The organism is Umezawaea endophytica (genome assembly GCF_025061645.1).
Classification (GTDB): domain Bacteria; phylum Actinomycetota; class Actinomycetes; order Mycobacteriales; family Pseudonocardiaceae; genus Umezawaea; species Umezawaea endophytica.
In genome coordinates this window covers 615,909-640,424 of sequence record NZ_JANYMP010000001.1, presented here as the reverse complement: position 1 = coordinate 640,424, position 24,516 = coordinate 615,909, and the positions used below count along the sequence as shown (strand labels likewise).

Genomic DNA, 24,516 nt, shown 5'->3' with positions numbered 1-24,516 from the left:
GTCGCGCGGGCTCATCGGGCCGCCGCCTCGTCGATCAGGCCCAGCACCACGGGCGGGGTCAGCGGCACCCCGCGCACCGCCACGCCGAACGGGGCGAGCGCGTCCTCCACGGCGTTCGCGACCGCGGCCTGCGCGCCGCCGACACCGGCCTCGCCCGCGCCCTTGTTGCCGTGCATGGTGAACGGGCTCGGCGTCACCTGGTGCACCATCCGCAGTTCCGGCACGTCACCCGCGCGCGGCAGCAGGTAGGTCTTGAACCGGTCGCTGAGCAGCGCCCCGTCCTCCCCGAACACCAACTGCTCCGACAGCGCGCTGCCGAGCCCCATGGCCACGGCCCCGCGTGCCTGCCCCTCGACCAGCGCGGGGTTGATCATGGTGCCGCAGTCGTGCGCCATCACGTAGTCGAGCAGCACGACCTTGCCGGTCTCGACGTCCACGTCGACCACCACGGCGTGCAGGCTGCTGGAGTACGTGGGGTACGGCTGGATGCGGCCGAACTGGTCGGGGACGTGGTCGATGTTGCCCGGCTTGTACGCCCTGGTGGACTCCAGCACCGGTTCGATGCCGTCGGCGATGGCGAACGCCCTGGTGAGCAGCGCCCGCGCCACGTCGGGCACGGCCAGCGCGCGCTCGTGGTCGTCCACGACCCGCACCACGCCGTCGGCGACCTCGACCCGGTCGACCGGCACGGCCAGCATCCGGGACCCCAGCAGGGCGAGCTTGTCGCGGACGTCCCGCGCGGCCAGCGTCGCGGACCCGCCGCCGACGACCATGCTGCGCCCGCTGAAGTTGCCGAAACCGTTGGGGCAGCGGTCGGTGTCGCCCTGCACCAGTTCGACCCACTCGATCGGCACGCCCATCTCGGTGGCGACGATCTGCGCGATGCCGGTGTCGTTGCCACCGCCGGGGGAGGTGACGCCGGTCAGCACGGTCACCATCCCCGTGACGCTCATCCGCACCGTCGTGGTGTCGAAGCCGGAGACGAACGTGCCGGGGCTGTCGGAGGACTCCGGCGTCAGCTCGAAGCCCAGCCCGATGCCCAGGTACCGCCCGAGCGGGCGGAGTTCGGCCTGGCGGCGGCGGATCCCGGCGTAGTCGACCGTGTCGCAGACCTTGTCCAGCAGACCGACGAAGTCGCCGCTGTCGATGTTGAGGCCCGTCGAGGTGCGGTAGGGGAACCGGTCGGCGGGGATGAAGTTGCGCCTGCGCACCTCGGCCGGGTCCAGACCCAGTTCGCGGGCGACGACGTCGACCGCGCGCTCCATCACGAAGTGCGCCGCGTCCTTGCCGAAGCCGCGCGCGGCGTTCACCGGGGGCTTGTTGGTGACGACGATGTCCAGCTCGATCCGGCAGTCCGGCACCAGGTAGCCCGAGGGCAGCGTGGTCGCCGACATGTTCGGCATCGCCCAGCCCGCCTGCGCGGTGAGCGCGCCGACGTCGGCCACGATGTTGTTCACCAGCGCGGTGATCCGGCCGTCGGCCGTCGCGCCGACGGTGAACCGGTGCACCTGCTGGCGCGCGCCCGCCATCAGCGTCTCGCGCCGGTCCTCGATCCACTTGACCGGCGAGCCGGTGAGGATGCTCAGCAGCGCGACGAGCGTCTCCTCGGGGTGGCCCTGCATCTTCAGGCCGAAGCTGCCACCCACCTTCGCGGTGACGATCCGGATGTCGCCCTCGTCGAGCCCGAGGCTGGTCGCCAGCATCCACCGCATCTGGTGCGGGTTCTGGCAGGACGCGTGCACGGTCAGCTTGCCCTCGGCCGCGTTCCACGACGCGAGGTAACCGCGCGGCTCGATCGGGGACGTGGTGGAGCGGCCGATCCGCAGTTCCCCGGACACCACGACGTCCGCGGCGGCCAGCGCCGCGTCCGTGTCGCCGGTGCCGTAGCGGTTGTGCATCACCACGTTGCCGGGCCAGTCCGGGTACAGCCTCGGCGCGTCGGGCAGCAGCGCCTCCTCCGCGTCGAGCACGTGCGGCAGCACCTCGTACTCGACGGCCACCAGCGCCGCCGCCTCCTGCGCCTGCTGGCGGGTCGCGGCTACCACGGCCGCCACCGGCTGGCCGACGAACACCACCTCGTCCACCTGGAGGCAGCGGATGTCCGTGCGGTTGCCCCCGCGCGCCGCCGGGTCGATGAAGTACGGCACCGGCCCCGCCGACTCCGCCGCCCGCTTCCCGGTGAGCACCAGCACCACACCGGGCACGGCCTCGGCCGCCGCCGTGTCGATCGACAGGATCCGCCCGTGCGCCACGGTGCTGCGCACCACGTGCGCGTGCAGCGCGCCGTCCGGCTGGTGGTCGTCGACGAACCGCGCTCGGCCGGTCAGCAGCGCGGCGCCGTCGCGCTTGCGCGCGGAGCCGCCGATCGCGGAGTCGGGAAGGGTCGGCGCGGCCATCAGGGCATCTCCACCCGCAGGCGCGCGCCCGTGCGGTGCAACGGGTTGCGCTTGTCGACGTCGAGCTTGTGCACCTCGCCGTTCTCGTCCACTGAGGACTGGAGGCCGCCGGTCACGCCGGGGGTGCTGGTGATGAAGAACTTCTGCCCGTCCTGGGTCGGGAACGGGGGCTCGTGCCAGGTGCCGCGGTGGATGTTGAGGACCACGTCGCCGGGCACCAGGAACGCGCGCACCTCGGCGAAGTCCGGGAACCCGTCCACCAGCGGCGCGTCCGGCCTGGCGACCACCGAGACGTACGGGACCCCGCCCAGCGGGATGAACGTCTGCGTCATGCCGTGGTGGCGCTCCAGGTAGCGGATGTCGCCGCCCCGGTAGCCGACCCGGAACAGGATGAACTCGGGCGCCTCGTCGACCTCCAGCAGCACCGGGCCGTGCACCGCGTTGAGGCCCGAGTACAGGTTGATCGGCAGCTTCGGCGTGGTGTCGAACGAGACCACCTCGCCGAACGGCGCGAACGCCTCCGCGGTCACGGGTTCGGGGACGATGGTGTGGATCCGCACGTCCGTCTCGGACATCGTTGCTCCTAGGTTCGGGTGACGGCCAGCAGGCCGGTCAGGACGCGGACGGGCAGGTCCGCGGGCTGCGCGAGCAGCGCCGTGGCGACGCGGTCGGCCGTGTCGGTGTCGAACGCGGGACCGACGTAGCCGCCGAACTTCGCCACCAGGTCGTCCGTGCTCAGCGGGGCACGGCTGTCACCGGCGGGCACGTCCACCAGCCGGGTGAGGCTCCGGCCGTCGTCGGTGGTGATCGTGACCCTGGTCGCGGTGAACTCCGGGTAGCGCGCCTCCAGGTCCGCGGCGGGCCGCAACCGCACTAGGTCGGCCACCCGCAGCACCCTCGGGTCCTCGCGCCGCTCGGTCGCGTACTGGTCGCCGCCCAGCGCGCGGTCGGTCAGCGCCGCGCCCACCGTGTACGGCAGGCTCAGCGTGCACGCGACCGTGGTCGGCCGGTCGTCGACCGGCCGGTCGACCAGCAGCAGCGCGATGTCGTAGGTCTCCACGTCGACGGCGGTGACCCGGTCGGGGTCGAGGTCGTGCTCCACGGCCAGTTCCAGTGCCGCCTGCGCCGCGCCGTGGGTGTGCCTGCACCCGGCCCAGCGCTTCTGGTGCACGTCCAGGACCGTCCACTCGACACCGAGCGCGGTCGCCGTCGTGTCGGTGACCGGCGTGCCGCCCAGGACCGACACCAGGCCGCGCGGGTGTTCGACCACCTCGCGCCACCCCGTCAGGCCCGCCGCCGCGGCGAGCGCCCCCTCGACGCCCGCGCGGGCGATCTGGCCCGCGAACGCCGGTTTGGCCGACGGCGCGACGAAGATCGACTCGATGAGCACGGCGGGGGCGAAGAACGAGGCCGCGCCGATGGCGTCCGCGATCCGCGCGGCGGGCAGGCCGAGCAGCTTCGCGCAGCCCGCCGCCGCGCCGAACGACGCGGCGATCGGGAACCAGCCCGCCCGCGTGGCGCTCGGGTGCACGGCCCGGCCGATGCGGTTCGCCACCTCGTAGGAGGCCGCAGCCGCGGTCAGCAGCGACCGCAGGTCGGCGTCGACGTGCTCGGCGACGGCGAACAGCGCCGGGAGGGTGTGCGACGGGTGGAACCCGCCGAACCGGTAGCCGTCCTGGTGCTCCAGCACGTCCGCCGCCACGCCCGTGCAGAACGCCGCGTCCGCCACCGGCGCGGAGAACCCCGCAGCGAGCACGGTCGCCTCCGGCGTGCCTCCCCGCCACCGGATGAGGTCCACCAGCGCCACGACCTCCGGCGTGGTCGACCCGCCGACCGCGGCGCCGAGGAAGTCCAGCACCAGCGCGCCGACCTTGGCCGTGACCTCGGCCGGGAGGTCCTCGTAGGACAGGTCGGCGACGAACTCGGCCAGTGCCAGGGTGTCCGGCACCGCTGTCACTGGTGCCTCCGGCACGGAGACCGCTGGTGCCTCCGGCACGGAGACCGCTGGTGCCTCCGGCACGGAGACCGCTGGTGCCTCCGGCACCGAGCCCATTGGTGCCTCCGGCACCGTGTTCACCGGTGGCCGCCGAGCTGCTTGCGGAGGTGGCCGACCTGCTCGCCGAAGTGCGGCTCGGCGGTGACGGCCAGGTCGCGCGGCCGGGCGAACTCGACGTCGACGACGTCCTGCACGCGACCGGGGCGCTGGGACAGCAGCACCACGCGGTCGGCCAGGAACACCGCCTCGGTGATGGAGTGCGTGACGAGCACGATCGTCTTGCCGGTGTCGAGCCAGAGCTGTTGCAGCAACAGGTTCATCTGGTCGCGGGTCATCGCGTCGAGCGCGCCGAACGGCTCGTCCATCAGCAGGATGGACGGCCGGTGGATCAGCGCCCTGGCGATGGCCACCCGCTGCTGCATGCCGCCGGACAGCGCCTTGGGGTAGTGGTCGAGGAAGTCCGCGAGCCCCACCTTCTCCGCCATCTCGGCGGCCCGCTCGCGGCGTTCCGCGCGCGTGGTCCCCTTGCCCTCCAACGGGAGCGCGATGTTGCGCCACACCTTGCGCCACGGCATCAGGTTGGGCGCCTGGAACACGAAGCCCAGCGAGCCGAGCGCGTCGCGGTCGGGAGTGCTGTTGCGGCCGGTGAACAGCGGCTTGTCGCCGATGCCGATCGTGCCCTCGGTGGGGGAGATCAACCCGGCCAGCATCCGCAGCAGCGTCGTCTTCCCGCAGCCGGAAGGACCGAGCAGCACCACGAACTCGCCGGGCGCCACCTCGAGGTCCGTCGGCAGCAGGGCCTGCACCGGGCCCGCACTCGCCTGGTAGGTCTTCCCGACACCGCGCACCGAGATGGCCGCGCCGGACCCCACCACAGCCGGTGGACCGCTGTTCGCCTCGCTCATGGACCTCTCCTGGCTGGTCGTCGTGGTGGTGCTGCCCGCAGCTTCAGTCGGCATACGCCTGCCTCGCCAGTTCGTCCCACGCGCCGCCCGCGGGCGGGTCCCGGTACTCGGTGGTGGTCGCCTTGTCCGACCGGATGAACGACATCGTGCCGCCGCGCGAGTACAGCGGCCCGTGGAAGACGTCGGGGGAGCGGAAGAAGTACGCGCCCTCGCGCATCACGCCCCGCGCGCCCATCAGCACGTCGCCGTAGATCTTGAACGACTCCTCGTACACCGGGTGCGCTTCCTCGGCTTCCGAACGCCAGCCCGGCATCATGCCCGCGAGGTAGATGAACGCCCTGTCGTCCTCGCGCAACGGCTTGGCCATCGCGCCGGGGTCGAGCTTCACGTCACCGCTCCACTCGGCGGGCTTCCACTTCAGCAGTTCGGTGCGGGTCACGGTCGCCTGTTCGCCGCCCTCGCCCGCGCCGAACGCGGGCGGACCCCAGAAGCCGCAGTACAGCACCAGACCACGGGGCCCGGCGACCAGGTCGACCGCGGTGCCCGCGAGCACGTGGACGTAGTCGTTGACCTCCAACGGATTCCCGTCCAGCGTGCCCGAACCGGACAGCACGAACAGGTCGACCTCGGAGGCGAACACGCCGCGGTGGCGGTCCACCAGCCGCACGACGGACGTTTCGGCCCCGTCACCGGGATCGCGGCTGAGCAGCCGCTTCCGACCGCCGCTCGCGGCGCCGAACTCGCCGTCGGCCACCGCCAGCCACGGCACTTCGGAGCTCTGGATGAAGTCCACATCGGACCTATCCCACATCACGACCTCCAGGTTGTGGTGTCGACGCCCGCCGCGCGACGGCCGAGCAGACGGCCGAAGGCGAGGGCCGGGGTCACGCTCATGCCGCTGACGAACGACTTGCCCGACAGCGCGCTGCCGCCGAGCACCTCGCCCGCGGCGAACAGGTTCGCGAAGGGGCCGTCCCGCCCGACGACCCGCAGGTCGCCGTCGACGACGAGGCCCGCCGGGCTCTTGAGCGTGGTGCCGTGGTTCAGCACGGCGTGGAACGGGCCCTGCTCGATGGGCAGCGGCAGGTGGGTGCGCCCGAACCTGTCGTGGCCGGACGCGACGGCGGCGTTGTACTCGGCGACCGCCGTCACCAGGCCGACCGCGTCGATCCCCGCGGCCTCGGCCAGACCCACCAGCGTGTCCGCGGTGGTGAAGGACGGGTGGTCGGCGAACGCCGCCGCCAGGTCCTCGGCCGACCAGCCCGGCATCAGCGCGGGAGCCTTGCGCCGTACCGCGTCGTCGTAGACGACCCAGAACCGCAGGCCCGGCTGCGCGAGCAGGGCGTTCTCCCGGACGTCCACGCTCTCCGCGTCCTCGGCGACGAACCGCTCGCCGTGCGCGTTGACGTGGATCTCCCACGGCGGGCGCGACTGCGGTGTCAGCGCCGGGTAGTCGTCCAGCGGGACCGTCCTGGATGGACTGTCCCGGAGCAGGACGCCGCCGTAGGTCGGCAGGAACTTGTCGCCGCCCCGCACACCCGCGCCAGCCTCCACCGCGGCGAGCAGCCCGCTGCCGGTCGACGTCGGCGCGCCGGGGCCCGCCAGCGGCGACCCCTCGGTGAGCCGCGGGAACAGCTCGGCGTTGCCGGAGTAGCCGCCGCTGGTGAGGACGACGGTCGCCGCGTCGATGTCGGTCACCTCGCCGTCCGGTCCGGTGACCGTCGCGCCGACGACCCGGTTCGGGCCGTCCGTGCGCAGCGCCGTCATCGTGGTGTTGAGCAGCAGGGTGACCGCGCCGTCCGCGCAGGCCCGTTCGAGCCGGGGGAGGAGGACCTCCAGGACGGACCGGCCGCCGTTGCGGCCCCAGTACGTGCGGGGGACCGAGTACGGCTCGTGGAAGTACAGGATCGCGGGGGCGTCGGGGTCCATGTCGAACCCCGCCGACATGAGCCAGTCGACCGCCTCGGGGGCGTGTTCCACGGCCAACCGCACCAGCGTCGTGTCGGCGGTCCGCTTGCTGATCCGCATGACGTCGTCGTAGTGCAGTTCGGGGGTGTCGTGGATGCCGCGCGAGAGCTGGAGGGCGGTGCCCCCGGCGGACATCTGCGCCCACGAGCGCCAGAGCGTGCCGCCCGCCTGGTCGGCCTGCTCGACCACGGTCACCCGCAGCCCGTGCCTCGCGGCCTCGATCGCCGTGGGCAGACCGGCGGTTCCCGCCCCGACGACCAGCAGGTCCGTCTCGATGTGGTCGGCCATCCGGGTCAGACCTTGTCCACGAACTCGGACGTGACGATGTCGGAGAGCGGCCGGTTCTTGTCCTTGACGATGCCGGACTTGCGCATCAGCTCCAGCGCCGACTCCCACGCGGGCATGTCGATCGACAGGTACTTGCCGTTGGCGGGCTTGCAGAGCTTGGCCTGCGCCTCGATCTTGAGCCGCGCCAACTCCTTGTCCGACACCTCGACGGTGTTGAACGCGCTCATCGCGGACAGCACCTTGTCCAGGTTCGCCTTGTCCTCGGTGAATTCGTAGGCCTTGCGGCACGCCCGCAGGTAGCCGGTGATCTCCTCGCCCTTGGACTGCGCGTCGGACTTCTTCACGAAGTACGAGTCGCCCGGCACCTTGGCGAACTTGTCGGTGTTGAGGTAGTTCAGCTCGACGCCGCGCTGCCGGAGCGCGGTCTCGGAACCGAGGAACGTGATGAACCCGTCGACCTCGCCCCGCTTCAGGAACTCCAGCGAGCCGACGTCGGCGCCGGTGACCACCTTGCGCACGTTCGCGGGATCGAGTCCGGCGGTCACCGACATGGCGTCCAGCAGGAGTTCGGTCGACCCGCCCTTGGAGATGACGCCGATGGTCTTGCCCTGCCAGTCGCTCGGGTTGTTGAGCGGCTTGGCCGGGTCCGACGCGACGCTGTACTGGCTGACCTGGTCGTTCTGCCCGACGGTGATGATCTCGGCGCCGGTGTCGAGGATGAGCGGCGCGGTGATCACGCTCGCGGCCTTGCCGAACATGCCCTGCCCCGCGGTGACCTGGGAGACGGAGCTGGCCGTGCCGGTGCCGCCGATCGGCTTGACCCGCAGGCCCTCCTGCTCGAAGAAGCCCTCCTGGACGGCCACGTACACGTCGATGTAGTTGATGATGTGCTGGAAGGGCGTCACGAAGGCGACTTCGGGGAGGTTCGGGTCCCCGGTCGCGTTCGACGCGGAGTTGCGGGTGGTGGGTGCGCAGCCGATCAGGAACGTGCCTCCCGCGGCCGTGGTGACCGCGAACGCGCCTGCACGGAGGAATGAACGTCTGTCCATGGTGCTTACTCCTGGTTTCCGGCTAGAGGGAGGTGGCACGCCCCGACGATTCGTGCCAGGGGATAGCGAATCGCCGGATGCCCGCCACCACGGCGTAGAGCAGGAATCCGAGCAGCGTCATGATGATCACGACGGCGAAGAGCTGGTCGGTGCGCAGGCTGGCGAGCATGACCGTCGCGAGCGCGCCCAGCCCCTCGTCACCGCCGAGGTACTCGCCGACGATGGCGCCGGTGATGGCGAAGACGATGCCCAGTTCGATGCCGGTGAGCACCGCGGGCAGCGCGGCCGGGATGTCCAGCGAGATGACGCGCTTCCACCACGGGGCCTGGATCACCCGCATGAGGTCGCGGTGCCCCGGCTCGATGGAGCGGATGCCGAGGATGGTGTTCTGCGTCATCACGAAGAACGAGATGATCGCGGCCATGAAGATCTTCGACGTCAGCCCGAAGCCGAACCACAGCAGCAGCAACGGGACGATGGCGACCTTCGGGACGACCTGGGTGGCGACCAGGAAGGGCGAGAGCACCCTCTCCAGCGACCGCACCTTGCCGAGCACGATGCCCAGCGCCACGCCGAACACGACCGCGATGAGGAAGCCGACCATCGTCTCGTAGAACGTGACGTAGGTGGCCTGGTAGATCATGGGCTGGCCGAGCAGCTCGATGAGCGCGAACCACACGTCCTCCGGCGGCGGGAGGATCAGCTCGCCGATGTCGAACACGATCGTGTAGAGCTTCCAGCCGCCGATGAACGCCGCCAGGATCAGCGGCGTGGTGACCCACAGCAACCACCGAGGGCCTGTTTCCCGCCGTGTGCCGGAGGGGTCCCGGGTCGTCGGTGCCTGCGGTTCGCTCGCCATTCGGTGACCTCCACGCCAATCCTGGATGTCCCGCCCGTGTCGCTTAGCGGAACGCCGTACCGGATTGCGGTATGCTAAGCACCGTTTACGTGCAGGGTCAAGGACCCTCGGGGCGAATTCAGCAAGACGAGACGCCCTGGTGGGCGGTCCGCAGTGGACCGAACGCGCAGGGTGAACTTCGACCATCGCACGTCACACCAGGACACGCGCGCGCAACGTCCACATCGGACGCGCAGGGGTGAACGGGTCCGCTGGGCGGAACGGTCAGGTGCCGTGGGCGTGGTAGGCCGGGCCGGACGACACCGCCGCGGGGACGGTCGCGGTCACGCGTCGTGGGCGCGGTAGGCAGGACTCGTGGACGCCGCCGCGACGGCTGCGGGCGGGAGTTGGTGGTCGCGGCGACCCTGGCCGGTGAACACCGCTGCGTGACGGCCGCGGTGGATCAGGCCGGTGGACGCCGCTGAAGCGGTCGAGGTCAGGCGTCGCGGCCGCGGTAGCCCAGGCCGGTGGACACCGCCGAGGCGGCCTCCACGATCAGGGCTCCGTACTCCTCGACCTTGTCGTCGCTGATCCGCGCGACCGGCCCGCAGATCGACAGCGACCCGTAGACGCGGCCCGTCGCGTCGAACACCGGCGCGGCGACCGAGCCCGCGTCGACCTGCCGCTCGCCCCGGCTGACGGTGTACCCGCGCCTGCGGATGCGCGTCAGCTCGGCCACCAGTTCCTCGCGGCTGGTGACCGACATCGTGCCGGTCAGCGCGCGGTCGAGGTAGGCGTCGATCTCGGCGGGCGTCAGCGACGCCAGGATCGCCTTCGACGACCCGCCGACGTGCAGCGGGAACAGGTGGCCGAGTTGGACGGCCATCCTGATCTCCTGCGGGGAGAGCACCTGGGTGAGGTACATGCGCTGGTCGCCGTACCGGGCGGACAGCGTGGCGGTCTCCGCCGTGCGCGCCACCAGCCGCTCCATGTGCGGCTGGGCGACCTTCGGGACCTCCAGGCGGGCCAGCGCCGCCAGGCCGACGCTCACCGCGCCCGGCCCGAGCCGGTAGCGGCGGGTCCGCTCGTCCACGACGAAGAACCCGGTCGCGACGAGCGTGCGCACCACCCGGTGCACGACGGTCTTGCTCATGCCCAGCGTGCGCGCCAGTTCCGACACGCCCACGTCGGGCTCGGAGGACTCGGCCACCGCGAAGACCACCTGCAACGCGCGGGCGATGCCGCTGCTGGTCTCGCCCTCTTCGACCTCCGGCGCGCCCGGCCCACCGCTCACCGCACACCCCTCCGCCGTCCGAACAACCTGGACGCGGATTGTAGGTGATCACCTCGGCAAACCGTGCTCCTGCTCACCACCGGTGCCGTGACCAGGCGTGTTAGAAACGGGCATGACCCACACAGCACTCGTCGTCGGGGGCGCGGGCGGCATCGGCGCCGCGTGCGCCGACTGGTTCCGCGCCGCGGGCGGCGACGTCGTCGTCCTGGACCGTGCGCTCGGCCACGACGCCGCCGACCCCGACTCCGTCGCCGCGGTGCTCTCCGACGTCCCACGGCTGGACGCCGTGGTGCACGCGGCCGGGTCCGTCGGGCACGGCGGCATCGAGGACCTCGACCTGGCCCAGTGGCGCCGCGTGCTCGACGACAACCTGACCTCCGCGGTCGTGGTCGCGAAGCTCGCGCTGCCGCTGCTCGCCGACGGGGGCTCGGTGGTGCTGTTCAGCTCGGTCAACGGGCGGCACGGCGGCAACCGCCTCTCGGGCCCGGCGTACGCGGTGGCGAAGGCGGGGATCATCGGCCTCACCCGGCACCTGGCCAAGGACCAGGCCCACCGCCGCGTCCGGGTGAACTGCGTGGCGCCCGGTCCGGTGGCGACCCCGATGATCGACCGCCTCTCCGACGACGAGCTGTCGGCGCTGCGGGCGACGATCCCGCTGGACCACATCACCGCGCCCACCGAGATCGCCGAGACCGTGGGCTGGCTGTGCTCTCCCGCCGCCCACTCCGTCACCGGCGCCACGATCGACGTCAACGGCGGCATGTGGATGGGCTGAGCCCGACCGTCCTGTCAGGACCGCGGCGCGCGGACGCCCACACCGTCCAGGAAGGACTCGACGAGCGCGAGCCCGGCGGTGTCGACCACCGCGGCGACGTACCCGTCCGGACGGACCAGCACCCACTGGTCGGTCGAGAGGCCGTACGCGGTCCGGAAGTGGTCGTCGGTGTCGGTGATGTCACCGCGCGGCCCGGTGGTGTGGACGTGCAGACCCGCGCGCGGGGCCGGCGCCGAGGACGCGTGGACGTCGTGGCCGAGCAGGGTCCAGTGCGGTCCCCGCAACAGGGTGAACAGGCGGGTGACCAGGCCTCCCGCGCCGGTCACGGGCGCGTCCGGCGCCCGGTCGCCCGGCAGCACGCCCTTGTCGCGGTCGGCGGCGGCGACGGTGAGGGACGAGTCCGGGTAGCCGAGGTCGAGCTGACCCACCTCGCGCCCGCGCCGGATCTCGCGCTCCTTGGCCGCTTCGAGCAGCCGCACGGACAGGCCGAGCACACCCTCGGCGACGGGCCTGCGCTCCTCCTCGTAGGTGTCCAGCAGCGAGTCCGGTGCGCCGTCGAGCACGGCGGCGAGCTTCCAGCCGAGGTTGTAGGCGTCCTGGACGCTCGTGTTCAGCCCCTGCCCCCCGGTCGGCGGGTGGCAGTGCGCCGCGTCGCCCGCCAGCAGCACCCGCCCGCGCCGGTAGCCGTCGGCCAGCCGGGCGTTCATCTCGAACGCGGACGCCCAGCGCACCTCGCGGACCACGAGGTCGTCCCGCCCGGTCCGCTCGCGCAGCAGCGCGGTGAGCCCGGCGGCGGACAGGTCCACGTCGACGTCGAACGGGACCGGGCCCTGGAACTGGAACATGTCCGTGCCGCGCAACGGGCACAGCGACGTCAGGTCCCAGCGGTGCCAGGCGTCGGACGTGACGCCGTCGACCAGCACATCGGCCACGACCGCCCGGACGCCGAGGGTCTTGCCGGGGAACCCGACGCCGAGCGCCTTGCGGACGAAGCTCGACCCGCCGTCGGTGCCGACCAGGTACCGGGCCCGCACGGTCCGCTCGCCCATTGGGGTCGCGATCCGGGCGGACACCCCGTCGTCGTCCTGGTCGAAGCCGACGAGTTCGTGGCCGTGCAGCGGGACGTGGCCGAGTTCGGCGAGCCGGTCGCGCATCCGCCGCTCGGTGAGGAACTGCGGGACCATCAGCGGGATCTGGTACGGCTCCTCCGGTGTCGCCTGCGGTGGGGCGATGACGGGTTCGTCCACCGCGCCGCCATCGGAGTAGTGGCGCTGGAACGGGTACAGGCCGCCGGAGGCGACGACCCGGTCGATCAGCCCGAGGTCCTCGAACACCTCCTGGGTGCGGGGCTGGATCCCCTTGCCGCGCGAGCCCTCGAACGGGTGCGGCGCCTTGTCGATCAGCAGGAACCCGACGTTCCTGCGGGCGAGGTCGATGGCGAGGGTCAGCCCCGCCGCCCCGGACCCGGAGATGATCACGTCGGTGTGGTCCGTGTCGTCAATCGTGTGCATGATGCACACGTTATGGCTCGGCGGTGAGGCCGTCAACGGTGCCGCGGCCCGGTTTCTTCGTTGACTCGCCTGGAAACTCGGCCTTGAGCTGCGGGTTCGGCTGTCGGTCGCCGGGCAAAAATATGTGCTCGATGCACAGAACTTGTGGAGTGATCGACCGGGGCGCGCTCGCGTTAACATGAGCGCGCCCGTCCTGGGCGGACCGAGAGGCAGGTGCGGCGGGATGACCGCGAGACGTCGACTGGTGGCGCGGCGGCACCTGCACGAGTCCGTCGTGGACCTGATCGCCCTCATGAACCTGCCGCAGCGCGACGACGTCCTCCTCGCCGAGGCGGGGGTGACGCTCGACCGCGCCCTGTTCACGCTGCTGGTGGGCATCGAGCGGTTCCAGCCCATCGGCGTCGTCGAACTCGCCGACCGGGCCGGGCGCGACCACACCACGGTCAGCAGGCAGGTCGCCAAATTGGCCGAGCTGGGCCTGGTCGAACGCCGCCCGAGCGCGGCGGACCGGCGGGTCAGGGAAGCGCTGATCACCTCCGAGGGCCGCCGCGTCACGGACGCGCTCGACGCCGCCCGGCACCGGCTCACCGCGCCCGTGTTCGAGCGGTGGACCGACCGCGACCTGTTCGAACTGGACCGGCTGCTGCGCAGGTACGTCGACGACCTGCTCACCATGAGGGCCCCCGAGGACGACCCGGACGCCTAGCGCGGTCCCCGCTGTCGGGGAATGGGCATTTCCCGACAACGGGAACCCGTGGCATAGGCCGACCCGATGGTCCACCGGTCGGAGCGGAATGGGCGCGCCGATTTGTTCGTAAAGAAAATAGCGATCCCGCACGGATGCGGTGATGAACGACCCGCCGGTGCGGTTACCTGTGGAATTCGCGCGGTCGGGCAGGTCGTTGACGCCCATGGGGGACTGAAGATGAGTAAATTTATCAATTTAGAGCCGGTGGTGTTATCGACCCATCAGGTCTGCTCCGCGACCGACGCGGCCACCGTCAACCAGGCTGCCCGTGACCTCCACGTGCACACCTCCGCCGCCCAGGCCCCCGGACTGGGATCGCTGACGATCCCGGACGAGGTGGCGCACACCGTCCGGGGCCGCGACACGCTGCTGGACGAGCTGGAAGTCGTGGTGAAGCAGGGCAACCAGGTGGTGGTGCTGCACGGCAACGGGGGCTACGGGAAGACCACCGTCGCGGTGGAGCTGGCGCGGCGCCTGCGCGACTGGGTGCACGTGTGGTGGGTGGACGCGACGAGCGGGACCAGCGTGACCGAGGGGCTGCGGGAGGTGGCCGTCCGCGCGGGCGCCCCGCGCGACTCGGTGCGCGCGGCCTGGTCGGGCCAGGCGTCCGCACCGGACCTGCTGTGGAAGGCGCTCGACGGCTTCCGCGAGCCGTGGCTGCTGGTGCTCGACAACGCCGACGACGCGCGGCTGCTGGTGGCGGACGACCACCGCGTGTCGACGGCCCGCGGCTGGCTGCGGACCCCGCGGACCGGGGGAGCGGTGGTGGTGACCAGCAGGGACGGTCGCCGGGCGGTGTGGGGGCACCGGCCGCGGCTGCACCCCGTCACCGTGCTGGAGGAACGGGACGGGGCGGCCGTGCTGCGCGAGCTGGCGCCGGGCGTCGGCACCGAGCGGAACGCCAGGGACCTGGTCGCGAAGCTCGGCGGCCTGCCGCTGGCGCTGAGCCTGGCGGGCAACTACCTGGGCGCGATCAGCACGACGCCGAGGCTGCCCGGCTCGACCCAGCCCCGCAGCTACGCCGAGTACGGGACGGCGCTGGACGAGAGCTTCCGCGACACCACGACGGCGGCGGCACCGGGCACCGAGCTGGGCGAACGGGAACTGCTGTCCCGCACCTGGGAGCTGTCGCTCGCCTTCCTGACCAATCGCGGGCACTTCGCGGCGAGGCCGCTGATGCGCCTGCTGTGCACGCTCGCCCCGAGCCCGATCCCCGTCGCGCTGCTGGGTGCGTCGGCGCTCAGCGCGTCACCGCTGTTCCAGGGCGTCACCGCCCAGAGCCTGACCACGCTGGTCGGCGACCTGGGCGGCTTCGGCCTGATCGAGCACCGCGCCGACGCGGTGGACACGATCACGCTGCACCCGCTCGTGCGGGAGGCCAACCGCGACCAGGTGGACACCGTCGAGCACCGCGACGACTTCGCCGCGGCGCAGGTGGCGATGATCCGGCGGGTGGTGGCCGACCTCGACGGCACGGACCCGGCGCAGTGGCCGCTGTGGCGACTGCTGCTGCCGCACTGCTCACAGCTCTCCTACGGCGTCCCGGCCGTGGTCCACGCGGACCGGCGCTCGGCGCTCGACCTCGCCTCGGTCCAGAGCGGGGCCGCCGACTTCTGCGCCGCCGTCGGGTTCGGCCTCCAGGCCGAGCAGTTCTACCGGCGGGCGCTGGCGACCCGCCTGGACCTGCTCGGGCCGGAGCACCCGGAGACGCTGCTCACCCGGCGGAACTTCGCCGGGATGCGGCGCGATCGGGGTGAGCTGGCGGCGGCGGAAGCGGAGTACCGCGCCATTCTCGCGGTCCACCTCCGCGTTCTCGGCCCGGAGCACCCGGATACGCTGACAACGCGCGGCGATCTGGCCACGACGCTCCACCACCAGGGTTATCTGGCGACCGCGGAAGTGGAATACCGGGACATTCTCGCCGTGCACCTCCGGGTACTCGGGCCGGAGCACCCGGATACGCTCACCACCCGCAGCGATCTCGCCTGGACGCTCCACCACCAGGGTTATCCGGAGACGGCGGAAGCGGAGTACCGGGACATTCTCGCCGTGCACCTCCGCGTTCTCGGCCCGGAGCACCCGGATACGCTCACCACCCGCGACAACCTGGCGTCTACGCTCCGCCTCCGAGGCGATCTGGCGACGGCGGAAGCGGAGTACCGCGACATCCTCGCCCTCCGGGAAAGCGTGCTCGGCCCCGAGCACCTCGACACGCTGACGACCCGGAACCACCTGGCCTCGACGTTCCACAAGCGGGGGGAGTTCGCGGCGGCCGAGGTCGAGTACCGGGACGTGCTGGCGATCCAGCAGCGCGTCTTCGGGCCCGAGCACCCGCACACGCTGCTCACCCGCAACAACCTGGCCTCGACCCTCCGCAGCCGGGGTGACCTGGACGTCGCGGAGGTGGAGTACCGCGACATCCTCGCCCTCCGCGAACGCGTGCTGGGGCCGGACCACCCGGACACGTTGACCACCCGGAACATCCTGGCCTGGGTCATCTCCCGGACCAAGACCGCCCCGCGGGTGGTCGGGCCGGAGGAGGACGGGTGAGGTGGCGGCCCGCCGCCTTTTCGGTGAGCGGTCGCTCAAGGGCGATCACCGACGCCGAAGTCCGCGGGTAGGGGGAATAGTGCGATTAATCCACGTTTCAATAGTTCCGTCACTCATTCCCGGATGAGCCGGATACTCACACTTTCGTATGAAGGCCATTCCTGTCGACCTGCGAAGATCGTCTTCGTTGGCCTGAACGGGTGATGTCGGCGCGGGTACGTTGGTTTGGCAAGGCGTTTATCCCGATCGTCGAGTGATAAGCGGAGGTGAACGGGCGTCGACCGCTCATCGTCGCCCGGTCGCCGTTCGGCGGAAGGGGTCTCGGGGAGTTGCCGGGGTTATCCCCGGTCGTGCATCATGGACGCCGGACCGGTGGTCAATCCCGACAGCCGTGAAATGTGCGCGATCAATCAAAAAAGACGCGACCCCCTGATGTCAGCAGAGGGCCGCGTCCAGAGCGTTGTCCCCCAAGCACGATTGAGGAATCAACATGGTGATCTTACGTCCGGACACCCCCCAGCCGCATGACAGCGAGGGCTCGGTCGCCCGCCGCACCCTCGTCCTCGCCGGGCCCGGCGACGGCGCGCTCGTGAAGCGCGCTGGTCGGAGAGTCGGGGAGGCGCGACCCGGAGTCGGCTCGGTGCGACCCCGGCAGGCGGCGTCCGGCCGCCACCGCACCGTCACCCCGGCGCCCGCACCGTCCGCTCGCGGCGACTGGTGCGCGATGGCGCACTCCTCGGTCGTGGTGGTCGTGGTGGCCGCGTTCCTCGTGGTGGCGTCGTTGTCGCTGTTCGCGGCGTTCGGGGCTGGAGGAGTGGCGCCGCTGGTCGCGCTGGTGGTCGCGCACCAGGGGCTCTGCGGACGTCGCCACGGCCGGCGTGGGCGGTCGCGGGCGCCGAGGGTTTCGGGAGTCGGGGAGTAGGCCGCCCTTTCGGTCGGCTCCACCCCGTTCGCGCAGGTCACCGGCATGGCCTCGGTCGTTGCCGGAGCCGGTGCGCGTCCGGGCCTCCGCACGCCCGTCGACATCTCGGAGGGATGCATGCCTTCGGTGAACTCGGTCGCCGTTGCCCCCATTTCCACGGATCGTGGCACCCTTTCAGCTTTCGGGAGCCTCGATGTGAAAAGCGCCACCGGTCGGTCGCGTGAATGTGCTTCGCTTAATAAGGTGATTATTCCCCCGTGGTCTGCCAAGTCAGGTGGCGCCATCTATTGCCCGCCGAACGCCGTTGTCGCACTATTGAAAGCACGAATCAACACGACAACACTTCGGGGGTGCTCATGGACATCAACGCGCGACAGGGTGGAAGCACATCGGGGCTGCCGGTGGTGGGGTGGCGGACGGCTCACCACTGCGGGTCCGACGGCGGCAACTGCGTCGAGGTCAACTCCGCGGCCGTCGAGGTCGTCGGCGTCCGCGACACCAAGCGGCCGGGTGGACGACCGCTGGTGTTCCCCGCGACGGGGTGGCGGGGCTTCCTGCTGGCCGCGCACGACGGGCGCTTCGACCGCTGACCGGACGAGCGGTCGAGTCCGGCGTGGACGGTCGGGAGAGGACGGTCCGCCGCTGACCGTCGGACCGCCTGCCCGCGGCACGGAGGCGTTCTCGTGACGCGTGATTCCCCACCGAGGCGCGTGCCCGCCACCACGAAGGCGGGGCGCAGCCTGGGCGCCCGGATCAAGGCCGAACGCGGCGCGCTCAGCCAGACGGCGCTGGCGGACAAGCTCGGCTGGTCGCAGTCGAAGGTGCAGAAGATCGAGTCGGGTGTGTCCAGGGTCGAGTACATCGACCTGATGAAGATCATCGAGGTGCTCGACGTCACCTCGGAGGTGACCAGGGCGATGATCGCCGACCACTCCGCGGACAAGCGCCCGCGACGGCCGAGGGGGACGAACTCGCCCCGCTACTTCCACCGCTTCCTGACCTACGAGCAGGAGGCGGAGCGGGTGCGGGCCTGGAGCCAGGGGCAGATCCCCGGAGTCCTCCAGTCCGACGCCTACATGGTCGCCGTGCTCGACTCGCCGGACGTCAGGAGGACCGCCGAGCTGATCCGCATCAGGGAGGAGCGGCGCGACGTCTTCCGGTCCAACCCCGACGCCGAGCACACCTACGTGATCGGCGAGTCCGCCCTGACCAACGTCCGGCGCGGCGGGCCGGGGGCCGTGGCGGTGGACCAGGTCGACCACCTGGTCCGGCTCCTCGACGCGCTCCCGACCCTGCGGCTGCACGTGCTGCCGCACTCGGCGCCGCTGCGGTACATGGTCCCGGACTTCACCCTGTTCTCCCTGACCGACCGGCGACGGCCCCGGCTCTACGTCGAGATCGCCGAGGACGCGATGTACCTCGACGACGCGCACCGGGTGGCCGCGCACGAGAGGAAGTTCGAGGAGCTGCTCGCGGTGTCGCACAGCCGGGAGGACACCTGGCAGCACCTCCTGGACCTCCTCGTCCGGCTCAGGGCGGGGAGGCCGACCGGGTGACCCGCGTCGGGGCGGCACCGCCGCGAGCTACTTTCGTCCGGGCAGGGGGAGGGCACGATGGGAGGAGAACCGTGACCGTGCCGGAGGGCGGGGCATACCCGCCGCGCGACGTGGACCTGGAACGGCCGAGCGTCGCGCGGGTGTACGACTACTTCCTCGGCGGCAGCACCAACTGGGCGGTCGACCGGGAGTTCGGCGACCGCGTCCTGGCCGAGTTCCCGCTCGCGCGCGACATGGCGGTGGCGAACCGGCTGTTCCTGCACCGCCTGGTGCGCCACCTGGTCGTGAGCCGCGGCGTCCGCCAGTTCGTCGACATCGGCTCCGGGGTGCCGACCATGGGCCACGCCCACCAGGTCGCCGACGAGGTGGCGCCGGGCGCGGCGCGGGTCGTGTACGTCGACCACGACCCCGTCGCCGTGGCCCACTCCCGCCTCCTGCTGGAGGACCACGGCGACCCCGAGCGCCACGCGGCGGTCCAGGCCGACCTGCGCGACCCGGACGACCTCTGGCGGCGGGTGCTGGCCACCGGCGTCATCGACACCGGGCAGCCGATCGCCCTGCTGCTCATCGCGGTGCTGCACGTCCAGCAGCCCGACCCGGTCACGGATCGGGACATCGGGCCCGCCGTCGTCGCCCGCTACCGGGACCTGCTCCCGGTGGGCTCCTACCTCGCCCTGTCCCACGTCACCGACGACGGCGTCCCACCCGACGCGCACGCCAGGCTCGCCCGTCTCAAGCAGCTCTACGACGCCGCGGGCAACCCGGTGGTCTGGCGGAGCCGCGCCGAGATCACGGCGCTGTTCGGCGACTTCGAGGTGGTCGACCCCGGATTGGTCTGGACTCCGCTCTGGCACCCGGAGAACTCCAGCGCGTCCGCGCGCACGGTCACCTTCGCCTCCCCGAACGGCTCGGCGGTCCTGGCCGGGGTCGCGGTGCGGCGGTGACCCGTCAGAGGTCCCCGGCGGTCTGGTGGAGGGTCCGCACGGCGTCGGTGAAAGCCGCGCCGTTGAGGTCGGCGGTGGTGCCGTCCTCGTTGACGGTTCCCCTGCTGGTGACGGAGAAGAGGGTTCCCCTCCCGGTGGCGGGGTCGAAGTCCCTGAGCCACGGGCCGCCGCTGGAGCCGCCCGCCATGTCGCAGTAGGACTGCCACGACGAGTACACGGAGTTGGTCTTCAGGGTGGAGGGCAGCGCGCAGGACACCAGGGACTCGCCCCTGGCGAGCCGCGACACCGGGTAGCCCAGGATCGTCGTGCCCACGGGGGACGCCACCGGGTCGAACGAGATGTCCTGCGTTCCGGCGACGTCGGCGACGTGGGCCCCGCCCACCGGGTCGACGGCGATCACCGCGTCGTCGTCCAGCGCGCTGGACGGGCCCCGGTAGGTGTCGGGCCAGGCGAACGCCCGCACCGGGAACACCCCGTGCGGCCCCTCGCCGTCGTGGTAGCCGGGCACGAACACGACGTTGGAGACCTTGATCGGGTTGTCCCACCGGTCCAGGCCGCCGTTGACGCAGTGGCCCGCGGTGAACGCGACGTCCTTGCTGGAGCTGGGGACCACGGTCGCCGTGCAGGACGCGTCACCGCCGGGCGTGAAGGTGAGGAACAGCCGCCCCACGCCGGGAGGCGTCGCGCCACCCCAGACGGTGGCGGTGGTCTCGGCTGGGGCCAGGCGGTCGTCCGAGCCGAGGAGCGCCAGGCGCTCCGGCGTCCAGTAGGACACCGCGGCGACCCGGTCCGCCTCCGGCACCGTGGTCACCACGGTGCCTTCACCGGCGGCGTTGGCGGGCGCGGTCGTCATCGCCAGCACGGTGCCGAGGATCGTGAGGGTCGCGGCGGAACGCGCGGTAGTCGAGGTCATGCACAGTGGACGTCCGGGACGCGCGTGAGGTTGTGCGGCTTGATCAAGTGGTCGAGCGCGGTTGTCCACAGGGGACGGAGACGATCCGGCCGTGGAGGGCTCGGTGAGACCCTCCACGGCCGGGCGACGACCCCGTGTCAGGCGCAGGCGGCCGGGTCGGTCTGGAGGGCCGGGTCGTCCCGCTTCCCGGAGACCGGGACGCGGGACGTCTCGGTCGCCACGCTCCCGGCGAGGGAGTAGGTGATCCGGTCGCCGGAGTAGATGAGGGTGTTCCAGTCGACCGACGTCGACACCTGCACGAGCCTGCGGCCGCCGCCCGCCTGCTCGCACCCGTACGCGGAGAGGCTGGAGATGCCCCCGCCTTCCCACACCTTCATGACCTCGCCGTTCGGCCAGGTCACCGGGCGCAGGCCGCCGTAGAGGCCCCAGGTGCTGACCGTCACGGTGTTGGCGCCCAGCGCTTCGGTCACCATGACCTCGTCGGTGCCGTCGTCGTTCAGGTCGACCACTTGCAGCGGCGGGACGCCGATGCGGGAGTAGAGCGGCACGCGGGCGTCGAGCCGCACGCCGTTGATGGTGGCGACCAGGAGCTGTTCGTCCGGGTTGCCCTCGATGGCCTGGGCGACCACCGTGTCGAGCACGCCGTCACCGTTGAGGTCGGCGCGGGCGGTCACCTCGTCCGCGGCGGTTGCCTCGTTCGCGGCGTTCGCCGGTGCGGCGAACGTGAAGACCGAGGTGAGGACGAGCGAAAGCACGGCGAATCTCATGGTTGACCCCCTTGGGAAGCGGGCCGCGAATACCCCCCGCGGCACCGCCACTCGATGACGCGATCTGCGTCCGGAGTGGTCACGCGGGATCGGGTAATCCAGTTGCCGTGACCTGGGTCACATGTCGTGCCGTCGGGTCAGCCGTTCTCGGCGCGGCGCTCGCGGAAGGCGATCATGTTCATCCGGTTGCCGCACCGCACGCCGCAGAACCGCTTGAGGCCGTTGCGGGACAGGTCGAGGACGAGTCCGGCGCAGTCGTCGGCCTCGCAGATCCTCAGGCGGCCCATCTCGTTCATCCGGATCACGTCGATGAAGGCCAGCGCGGCCTCCACCCTGAGCCGTTCGGCCAGCGGGGCCTCCGGCTCGGTGGCGTGCATGTGCCAGTCCAGCGAGTCGTGCCGCACGAGGTGGGGGAGGGCCTTGGCGTCGCGCAGCATCTTGTTGACCGCCTCGACGGCGTCGTCGCGGTCGAGCGTCCACACGTGCCTCAGCAGGGCCCGCGTGCGGTGGACGTCGCGCAGTTCCGCCTCGTCGTGGTCGATGCGCCCGGTGTACGGGTAGCGGCCCAGGAGTTCCGCGAGCTGCTCGACGGTGGCCAGCTCGTCGGTGCCGCTGCGCGACGCCGCGGGGTCGGTGTTGCAGAGCACCACGATGACGGCCAGCGACTCCTCCGTGTCAGGGGCGAAACGCAAATTGACTCCTTACCTGGACCGGCCTAGCGTCAGGGGTGACATCCAGGTTAGGTCATGACAGCGCTCGGATCGGGGAGGCAGGCATGAAGGTTCCGCCGATGTCCGCGGGCTTGATCGCGGCAGCGGTCTCGTTCATCTCGTTCGGCACGTCCGGGGCGTTCGTCAAACCGCTGCTGGAGGCGGGCTGGTCCCCGGCCGCCGCCGTCACGGCCCGCGCGCTCGTCGCCGGACTCGTGCTCCTGCCGTTCGTCGTCGTGTCGCTGCGGGGCCGGTGGGCCGTGCTCTGGCAGGCGCGGTGGCCGGTGCTGGGCATGGGCGTCGTCGGCGTGGCGATCACCCAGGTCCTCTACTACGCCGCGATCCAGCGCATCCCGGTGGCGACCGCGCTGCTCATCGAGTTCCTCGCCCCCCTGATCCTGGTCGGGTTCACCTGGGCGGTCAGCAGGCGGGTCCCCGCGCCGGTCGTCCTGGTCGGCTCGGTGCTCGCGGTCGGCGGGCTGGTGCTGGTGATCGGCCCCGGCGCGATCCGGGCCGTGGACCCGATCGGCCTGATCGCCGCCTTCGGCGCCGCCATCGGGTGCGCCGTGTACTTCACGATCGCCGCCCGCGCCAACAACGGCCTCCCCCCGGTCGCGCTCGCGGGCGCCGGGATGCTGCTGGCCGTGCCCGTCGTGGCGCTCACCGGCGCGCTCGGCGTGCTCCCGTTCACCGCCACGTTCGGCGCAGTCCCCTTCTTCGACCTCACCGCGCCGTGGTGGGTGCCGCTGCTCATCGTCGCGGTCGTCGGCACCGCGCTCGCCTACGCCTCGGGGATCACGGCGTCCGGGATCCTCGGGTCGAGGCTCGCGTCGTTCATCGGACTGCTGGAGGTCGTGTCCGCGTCGGTGTTCGCCTGGCTCCTGCTGGGGGAAGCGCTTACCCCGTGGCAGTTGGTGGGCGGCGCGCTGATCCTCGCGGGCATCGCCGCGGTCCGCGCCGAACGCCCGGCGGAGGCCGCCGTTCCGGCGCTCAGCACACCGCACTCGTAGCGGGGTTCGGCAGACTGGGGCACGTGACGAGCGACGTGCGGAAGTTCTGGGACGCCCAAGCCGCGAGCTTCGACGAGGAACCGGATCACGGGCTGCTCGATCCGGACGTTCGCGCCGCGTGGGAAGAGGTGCTGCTGCCCGAGATGCCGCCCGTCCCCGCGCGGGTCGCCGATCTGGGGTGCGGGACCGGGAGCGTCACGGCCCTGCTGGCCGGGGCGGGGTACGACGTGCGGGGCGTGGACCTGTCCGACGCGATGGTCGCGGCGGCGAGGGCCAAGGTGGGCCTGTCGGCGCGGGTGAGCCAGGGCGACGCGGCGGATCCACCGTTCGACCCCGCGTCGGTGGACGTCGTGTTCGCCCGGCACGTGCTGTGGGCGTTGCCCGACCCGGACGCCGCGCTGGCCCGCTGGCTGCGGCTGCTCCGCCCCGGCGGACGGCTGGTCCTGGTCGAAGGGCTCTGGTCGACCGGTTCCGGGATCAGCGCCGCCCGGTGCCGCGACCTCGTGGGACGGCACAGGACCGAAGTCCTCGTCCGCGCGCTGGACGATCCTCGGCTGTGGGGCGGTCCCACCTCCGACGAGAGGTACCTGCTGACCAGTCGCGGGTGAGCACCGGTGGAATGGTCCAAACCAGTGAACCTCCGGTGCGTCCCCGCGCGTCGGTGGTAGCGTCCCGGTGGATCTTGGTCGGCCGTCGACGGTGAGAGCGGGTGGGCCGGGTGCGGAAGGTCGTCGTGGCGGGGCTGGCGGTCGTGGGACTGGCGCTGTCCCTGGTGATGGCGCCGGGAACCGCTGGTGCGCAACGGGATCACGGGTCGGACAGCGGGTATTCCCGTGAGTGCCGGACGCCGTCGATCGACCGGTTCCAGCAGTGGCTGGCCAGTGGGGAAGGCGCCACCGTGCCCGCCACCGGCAGCCTGCTCACCCCAGTCCGCGAAGGGCACGGCAGGACCGGCTACACGGCCAGGGTGTCGTTCCTCAACGCCGAGTGGCACGTCGTGGTGCTCTGGCTCGCCAACCAGTTCGAGGCCCAGGTCGACCTGTCCCGGTCCGCGGGTTTCCGGCTGACCTACAGCGCGACCGACGACGTGTACCTCCAGTTGCGCCCCGCGTCGCACTGGAGCGGCGGCGACAAGTGGCTCACGCTCGTGCCGTCCACCGGCGGGCGAACGGTGACCCGGTTCTTCAGCTTCCGGCCGGAAGCGTGGACCACCCTCCCGGAACTCGGGAAGCCGACGTACTCGTTCGACTCCGCGCTCCGCGAGGCGCGCGGGTTCGTGTTCGTCGGCAAGACCGCCAACGAGCTGGAGTTCCGCGGCCTGCGCGTGCACGGCTACCGGCCGCCTTGCCTGTGACGGTCATGTCGCCTCTCCCCGG

At 71.7% G+C, this 24,516-nt stretch carries 23 protein-coding genes; 10 read left to right on the top strand and 13 right to left on the bottom strand.

Annotated features, from left to right (window positions below):
- Positions 1-11: 11 nt before the first annotated feature.
- From NZH93_RS02485 to NZH93_RS02445, 9 genes are all read right to left on the bottom strand, one after another.
- Positions 12-2,396, bottom strand: coding sequence for a xanthine dehydrogenase family protein molybdopterin-binding subunit (locus tag NZH93_RS02485; RefSeq protein ID WP_259621215.1), 2,385 nt, complete (start codon positions 2,394-2,396; stop codon positions 12-14).
- Positions 2,396-2,971 carry an ureidoglycolate lyase gene (locus NZH93_RS02480; protein ID WP_259621214.1) on the bottom strand — a complete coding sequence of 192 codons (576 nt, stop codon included), beginning with the start codon at positions 2,969-2,971 and terminating at the stop codon, positions 2,396-2,398. The genes NZH93_RS02485 and NZH93_RS02480 overlap by 1 nt, the downstream gene beginning before the upstream one ends.
- A gap of 8 nt (positions 2,972-2,979) precedes the next feature.
- Entirely contained in the window at positions 2,980-4,353 is a 1,374-nt protein-coding gene (locus tag NZH93_RS02475) for an MmgE/PrpD family protein (protein WP_259621213.1), read from the bottom strand.
- A 116-nt stretch (positions 4,354-4,469) separates the two neighbouring features.
- Complete coding sequence (locus NZH93_RS02470) at positions 4,470-5,351, bottom strand: ABC transporter ATP-binding protein (protein WP_259621212.1); 882 nt, start codon at positions 5,349-5,351, stop codon at positions 4,470-4,472.
- On the bottom strand, positions 5,341-6,108 hold the full coding sequence (locus NZH93_RS02465; protein WP_259621211.1) for a DUF4437 domain-containing protein: 768 nt from the start codon (positions 6,106-6,108) through the stop codon (positions 5,341-5,343). The genes NZH93_RS02470 and NZH93_RS02465 overlap by 11 nt, the downstream gene beginning before the upstream one ends.
- On the bottom strand, positions 6,108-7,553 hold the full coding sequence (locus NZH93_RS02460) for an FAD-dependent oxidoreductase (RefSeq protein ID WP_259621210.1): 1,446 nt from the start codon (positions 7,551-7,553) through the stop codon (positions 6,108-6,110). Before NZH93_RS02460 ends, NZH93_RS02465 begins: the two co-directional genes overlap by 1 nt.
- Before the next feature lie 5 nt (positions 7,554-7,558).
- Positions 7,559-8,602, bottom strand: a complete 1,044-nt coding sequence (locus NZH93_RS02455; RefSeq protein WP_259621209.1) for an ABC transporter substrate-binding protein — start codon at positions 8,600-8,602, stop codon at positions 7,559-7,561.
- Positions 8,603-8,624: 22 nt separating this feature from the next.
- Positions 8,625-9,389: an ABC transporter permease gene (locus tag NZH93_RS02450; RefSeq protein ID WP_259621208.1), complete on the bottom strand. Its 765-nt coding sequence runs from the start codon at positions 9,387-9,389 to the stop codon at positions 8,625-8,627.
- Between the two features lie 547 nt (positions 9,390-9,936).
- Entirely contained in the window at positions 9,937-10,734 is a 798-nt protein-coding gene (locus NZH93_RS02445) for an IclR family transcriptional regulator (protein WP_259621207.1), read from the bottom strand.
- A gap of 112 nt (positions 10,735-10,846) precedes the next feature.
- Between NZH93_RS02445 and NZH93_RS02440 the strand changes: the two genes are divergently transcribed.
- Positions 10,847-11,509, top strand: coding sequence for an SDR family NAD(P)-dependent oxidoreductase (locus tag NZH93_RS02440; protein WP_259621206.1), 663 nt, complete (start codon positions 10,847-10,849; stop codon positions 11,507-11,509).
- A 14-nt stretch (positions 11,510-11,523) separates the two neighbouring features.
- Here NZH93_RS02440 and NZH93_RS02435 read toward each other — a convergent pair whose 3' ends face one another.
- Positions 11,524-13,020: an FAD-dependent oxidoreductase gene (locus NZH93_RS02435; protein ID WP_259621205.1), complete on the bottom strand. Its 1,497-nt coding sequence runs from the start codon at positions 13,018-13,020 to the stop codon at positions 11,524-11,526.
- Between the two features lie 223 nt (positions 13,021-13,243).
- On the opposite strand from NZH93_RS02435, the gene NZH93_RS02430 reads away from it, so the two are divergent.
- The 6 genes from NZH93_RS02430 (at position 13,244) to NZH93_RS02405 (ending at position 19,740) form a co-directional block, all read left to right on the top strand.
- Complete coding sequence (locus tag NZH93_RS02430; protein ID WP_259621204.1) at positions 13,244-13,726, top strand: MarR family winged helix-turn-helix transcriptional regulator; 483 nt, start codon at positions 13,244-13,246, stop codon at positions 13,724-13,726.
- A 249-nt stretch (positions 13,727-13,975) separates the two neighbouring features.
- On the top strand, positions 13,976-16,318 hold the full coding sequence (gene fxsT, locus NZH93_RS02425) for an FxSxx-COOH system tetratricopeptide repeat protein (protein WP_259621203.1): 2,343 nt from the start codon (positions 13,976-13,978) through the stop codon (positions 16,316-16,318).
- Between the two features lie 490 nt (positions 16,319-16,808).
- Positions 16,809-17,240, top strand: coding sequence for a hypothetical protein (locus NZH93_RS02420; protein ID WP_259621202.1), 432 nt, complete (start codon positions 16,809-16,811; stop codon positions 17,238-17,240).
- Between the two features lie 356 nt (positions 17,241-17,596).
- On the top strand, positions 17,597-17,830 hold the full coding sequence (locus NZH93_RS02415) for a DUF397 domain-containing protein (protein WP_259621201.1): 234 nt from the start codon (positions 17,597-17,599) through the stop codon (positions 17,828-17,830).
- 93 nt (positions 17,831-17,923) lie between these two features.
- Positions 17,924-18,796 carry a helix-turn-helix domain-containing protein gene (locus tag NZH93_RS02410; RefSeq protein WP_259621200.1) on the top strand — a complete coding sequence of 291 codons (873 nt, stop codon included), beginning with the start codon at positions 17,924-17,926 and terminating at the stop codon, positions 18,794-18,796.
- A gap of 71 nt (positions 18,797-18,867) precedes the next feature.
- Positions 18,868-19,740 carry an SAM-dependent methyltransferase gene (locus tag NZH93_RS02405; RefSeq protein ID WP_259621199.1) on the top strand — a complete coding sequence of 291 codons (873 nt, stop codon included), beginning with the start codon at positions 18,868-18,870 and terminating at the stop codon, positions 19,738-19,740.
- Positions 19,741-19,744: 4 nt separating this feature from the next.
- Here NZH93_RS02405 and NZH93_RS02400 read toward each other — a convergent pair whose 3' ends face one another.
- The 3 genes from NZH93_RS02400 to NZH93_RS02390 all read right to left on the bottom strand — a co-directional run bounded on the left by NZH93_RS02400 (position 19,745) and on the right by NZH93_RS02390 (position 22,112).
- Positions 19,745-20,653 (bottom strand): trypsin-like serine peptidase, encoded by a 909-nt coding sequence (locus NZH93_RS02400; protein WP_259621198.1) that lies wholly within the window; start codon positions 20,651-20,653, stop codon positions 19,745-19,747.
- A gap of 137 nt (positions 20,654-20,790) precedes the next feature.
- On the bottom strand, positions 20,791-21,420 hold the full coding sequence (locus tag NZH93_RS02395) for a hypothetical protein (RefSeq protein ID WP_259621197.1): 630 nt from the start codon (positions 21,418-21,420) through the stop codon (positions 20,791-20,793).
- A gap of 137 nt (positions 21,421-21,557) precedes the next feature.
- Positions 21,558-22,112 carry a CGNR zinc finger domain-containing protein gene (locus NZH93_RS02390; protein WP_259621196.1) on the bottom strand — a complete coding sequence of 185 codons (555 nt, stop codon included), beginning with the start codon at positions 22,110-22,112 and terminating at the stop codon, positions 21,558-21,560.
- 83 nt (positions 22,113-22,195) lie between these two features.
- Between NZH93_RS02390 and NZH93_RS02385 the strand changes: the two genes are divergently transcribed.
- From NZH93_RS02385 to NZH93_RS02375, 3 genes are all read left to right on the top strand, one after another.
- Complete coding sequence (locus tag NZH93_RS02385; RefSeq protein ID WP_259621195.1) at positions 22,196-23,140, top strand: EamA family transporter; 945 nt, start codon at positions 22,196-22,198, stop codon at positions 23,138-23,140.
- A 23-nt stretch (positions 23,141-23,163) separates the two neighbouring features.
- A complete protein-coding gene (locus tag NZH93_RS02380; protein ID WP_259621194.1) occupies positions 23,164-23,748 on the top strand; it encodes a class I SAM-dependent methyltransferase in 585 nt (194 codons plus the stop codon).
- Positions 23,749-23,915: 167 nt separating this feature from the next.
- The gene (locus tag NZH93_RS02375) at positions 23,916-24,494 is read left to right on the top strand and encodes a hypothetical protein (RefSeq protein WP_259621436.1); all 579 of its coding nucleotides are present in this window, start codon (positions 23,916-23,918) and stop codon (positions 24,492-24,494) included.
- Positions 24,495-24,516 lie beyond the last annotated feature (22 nt).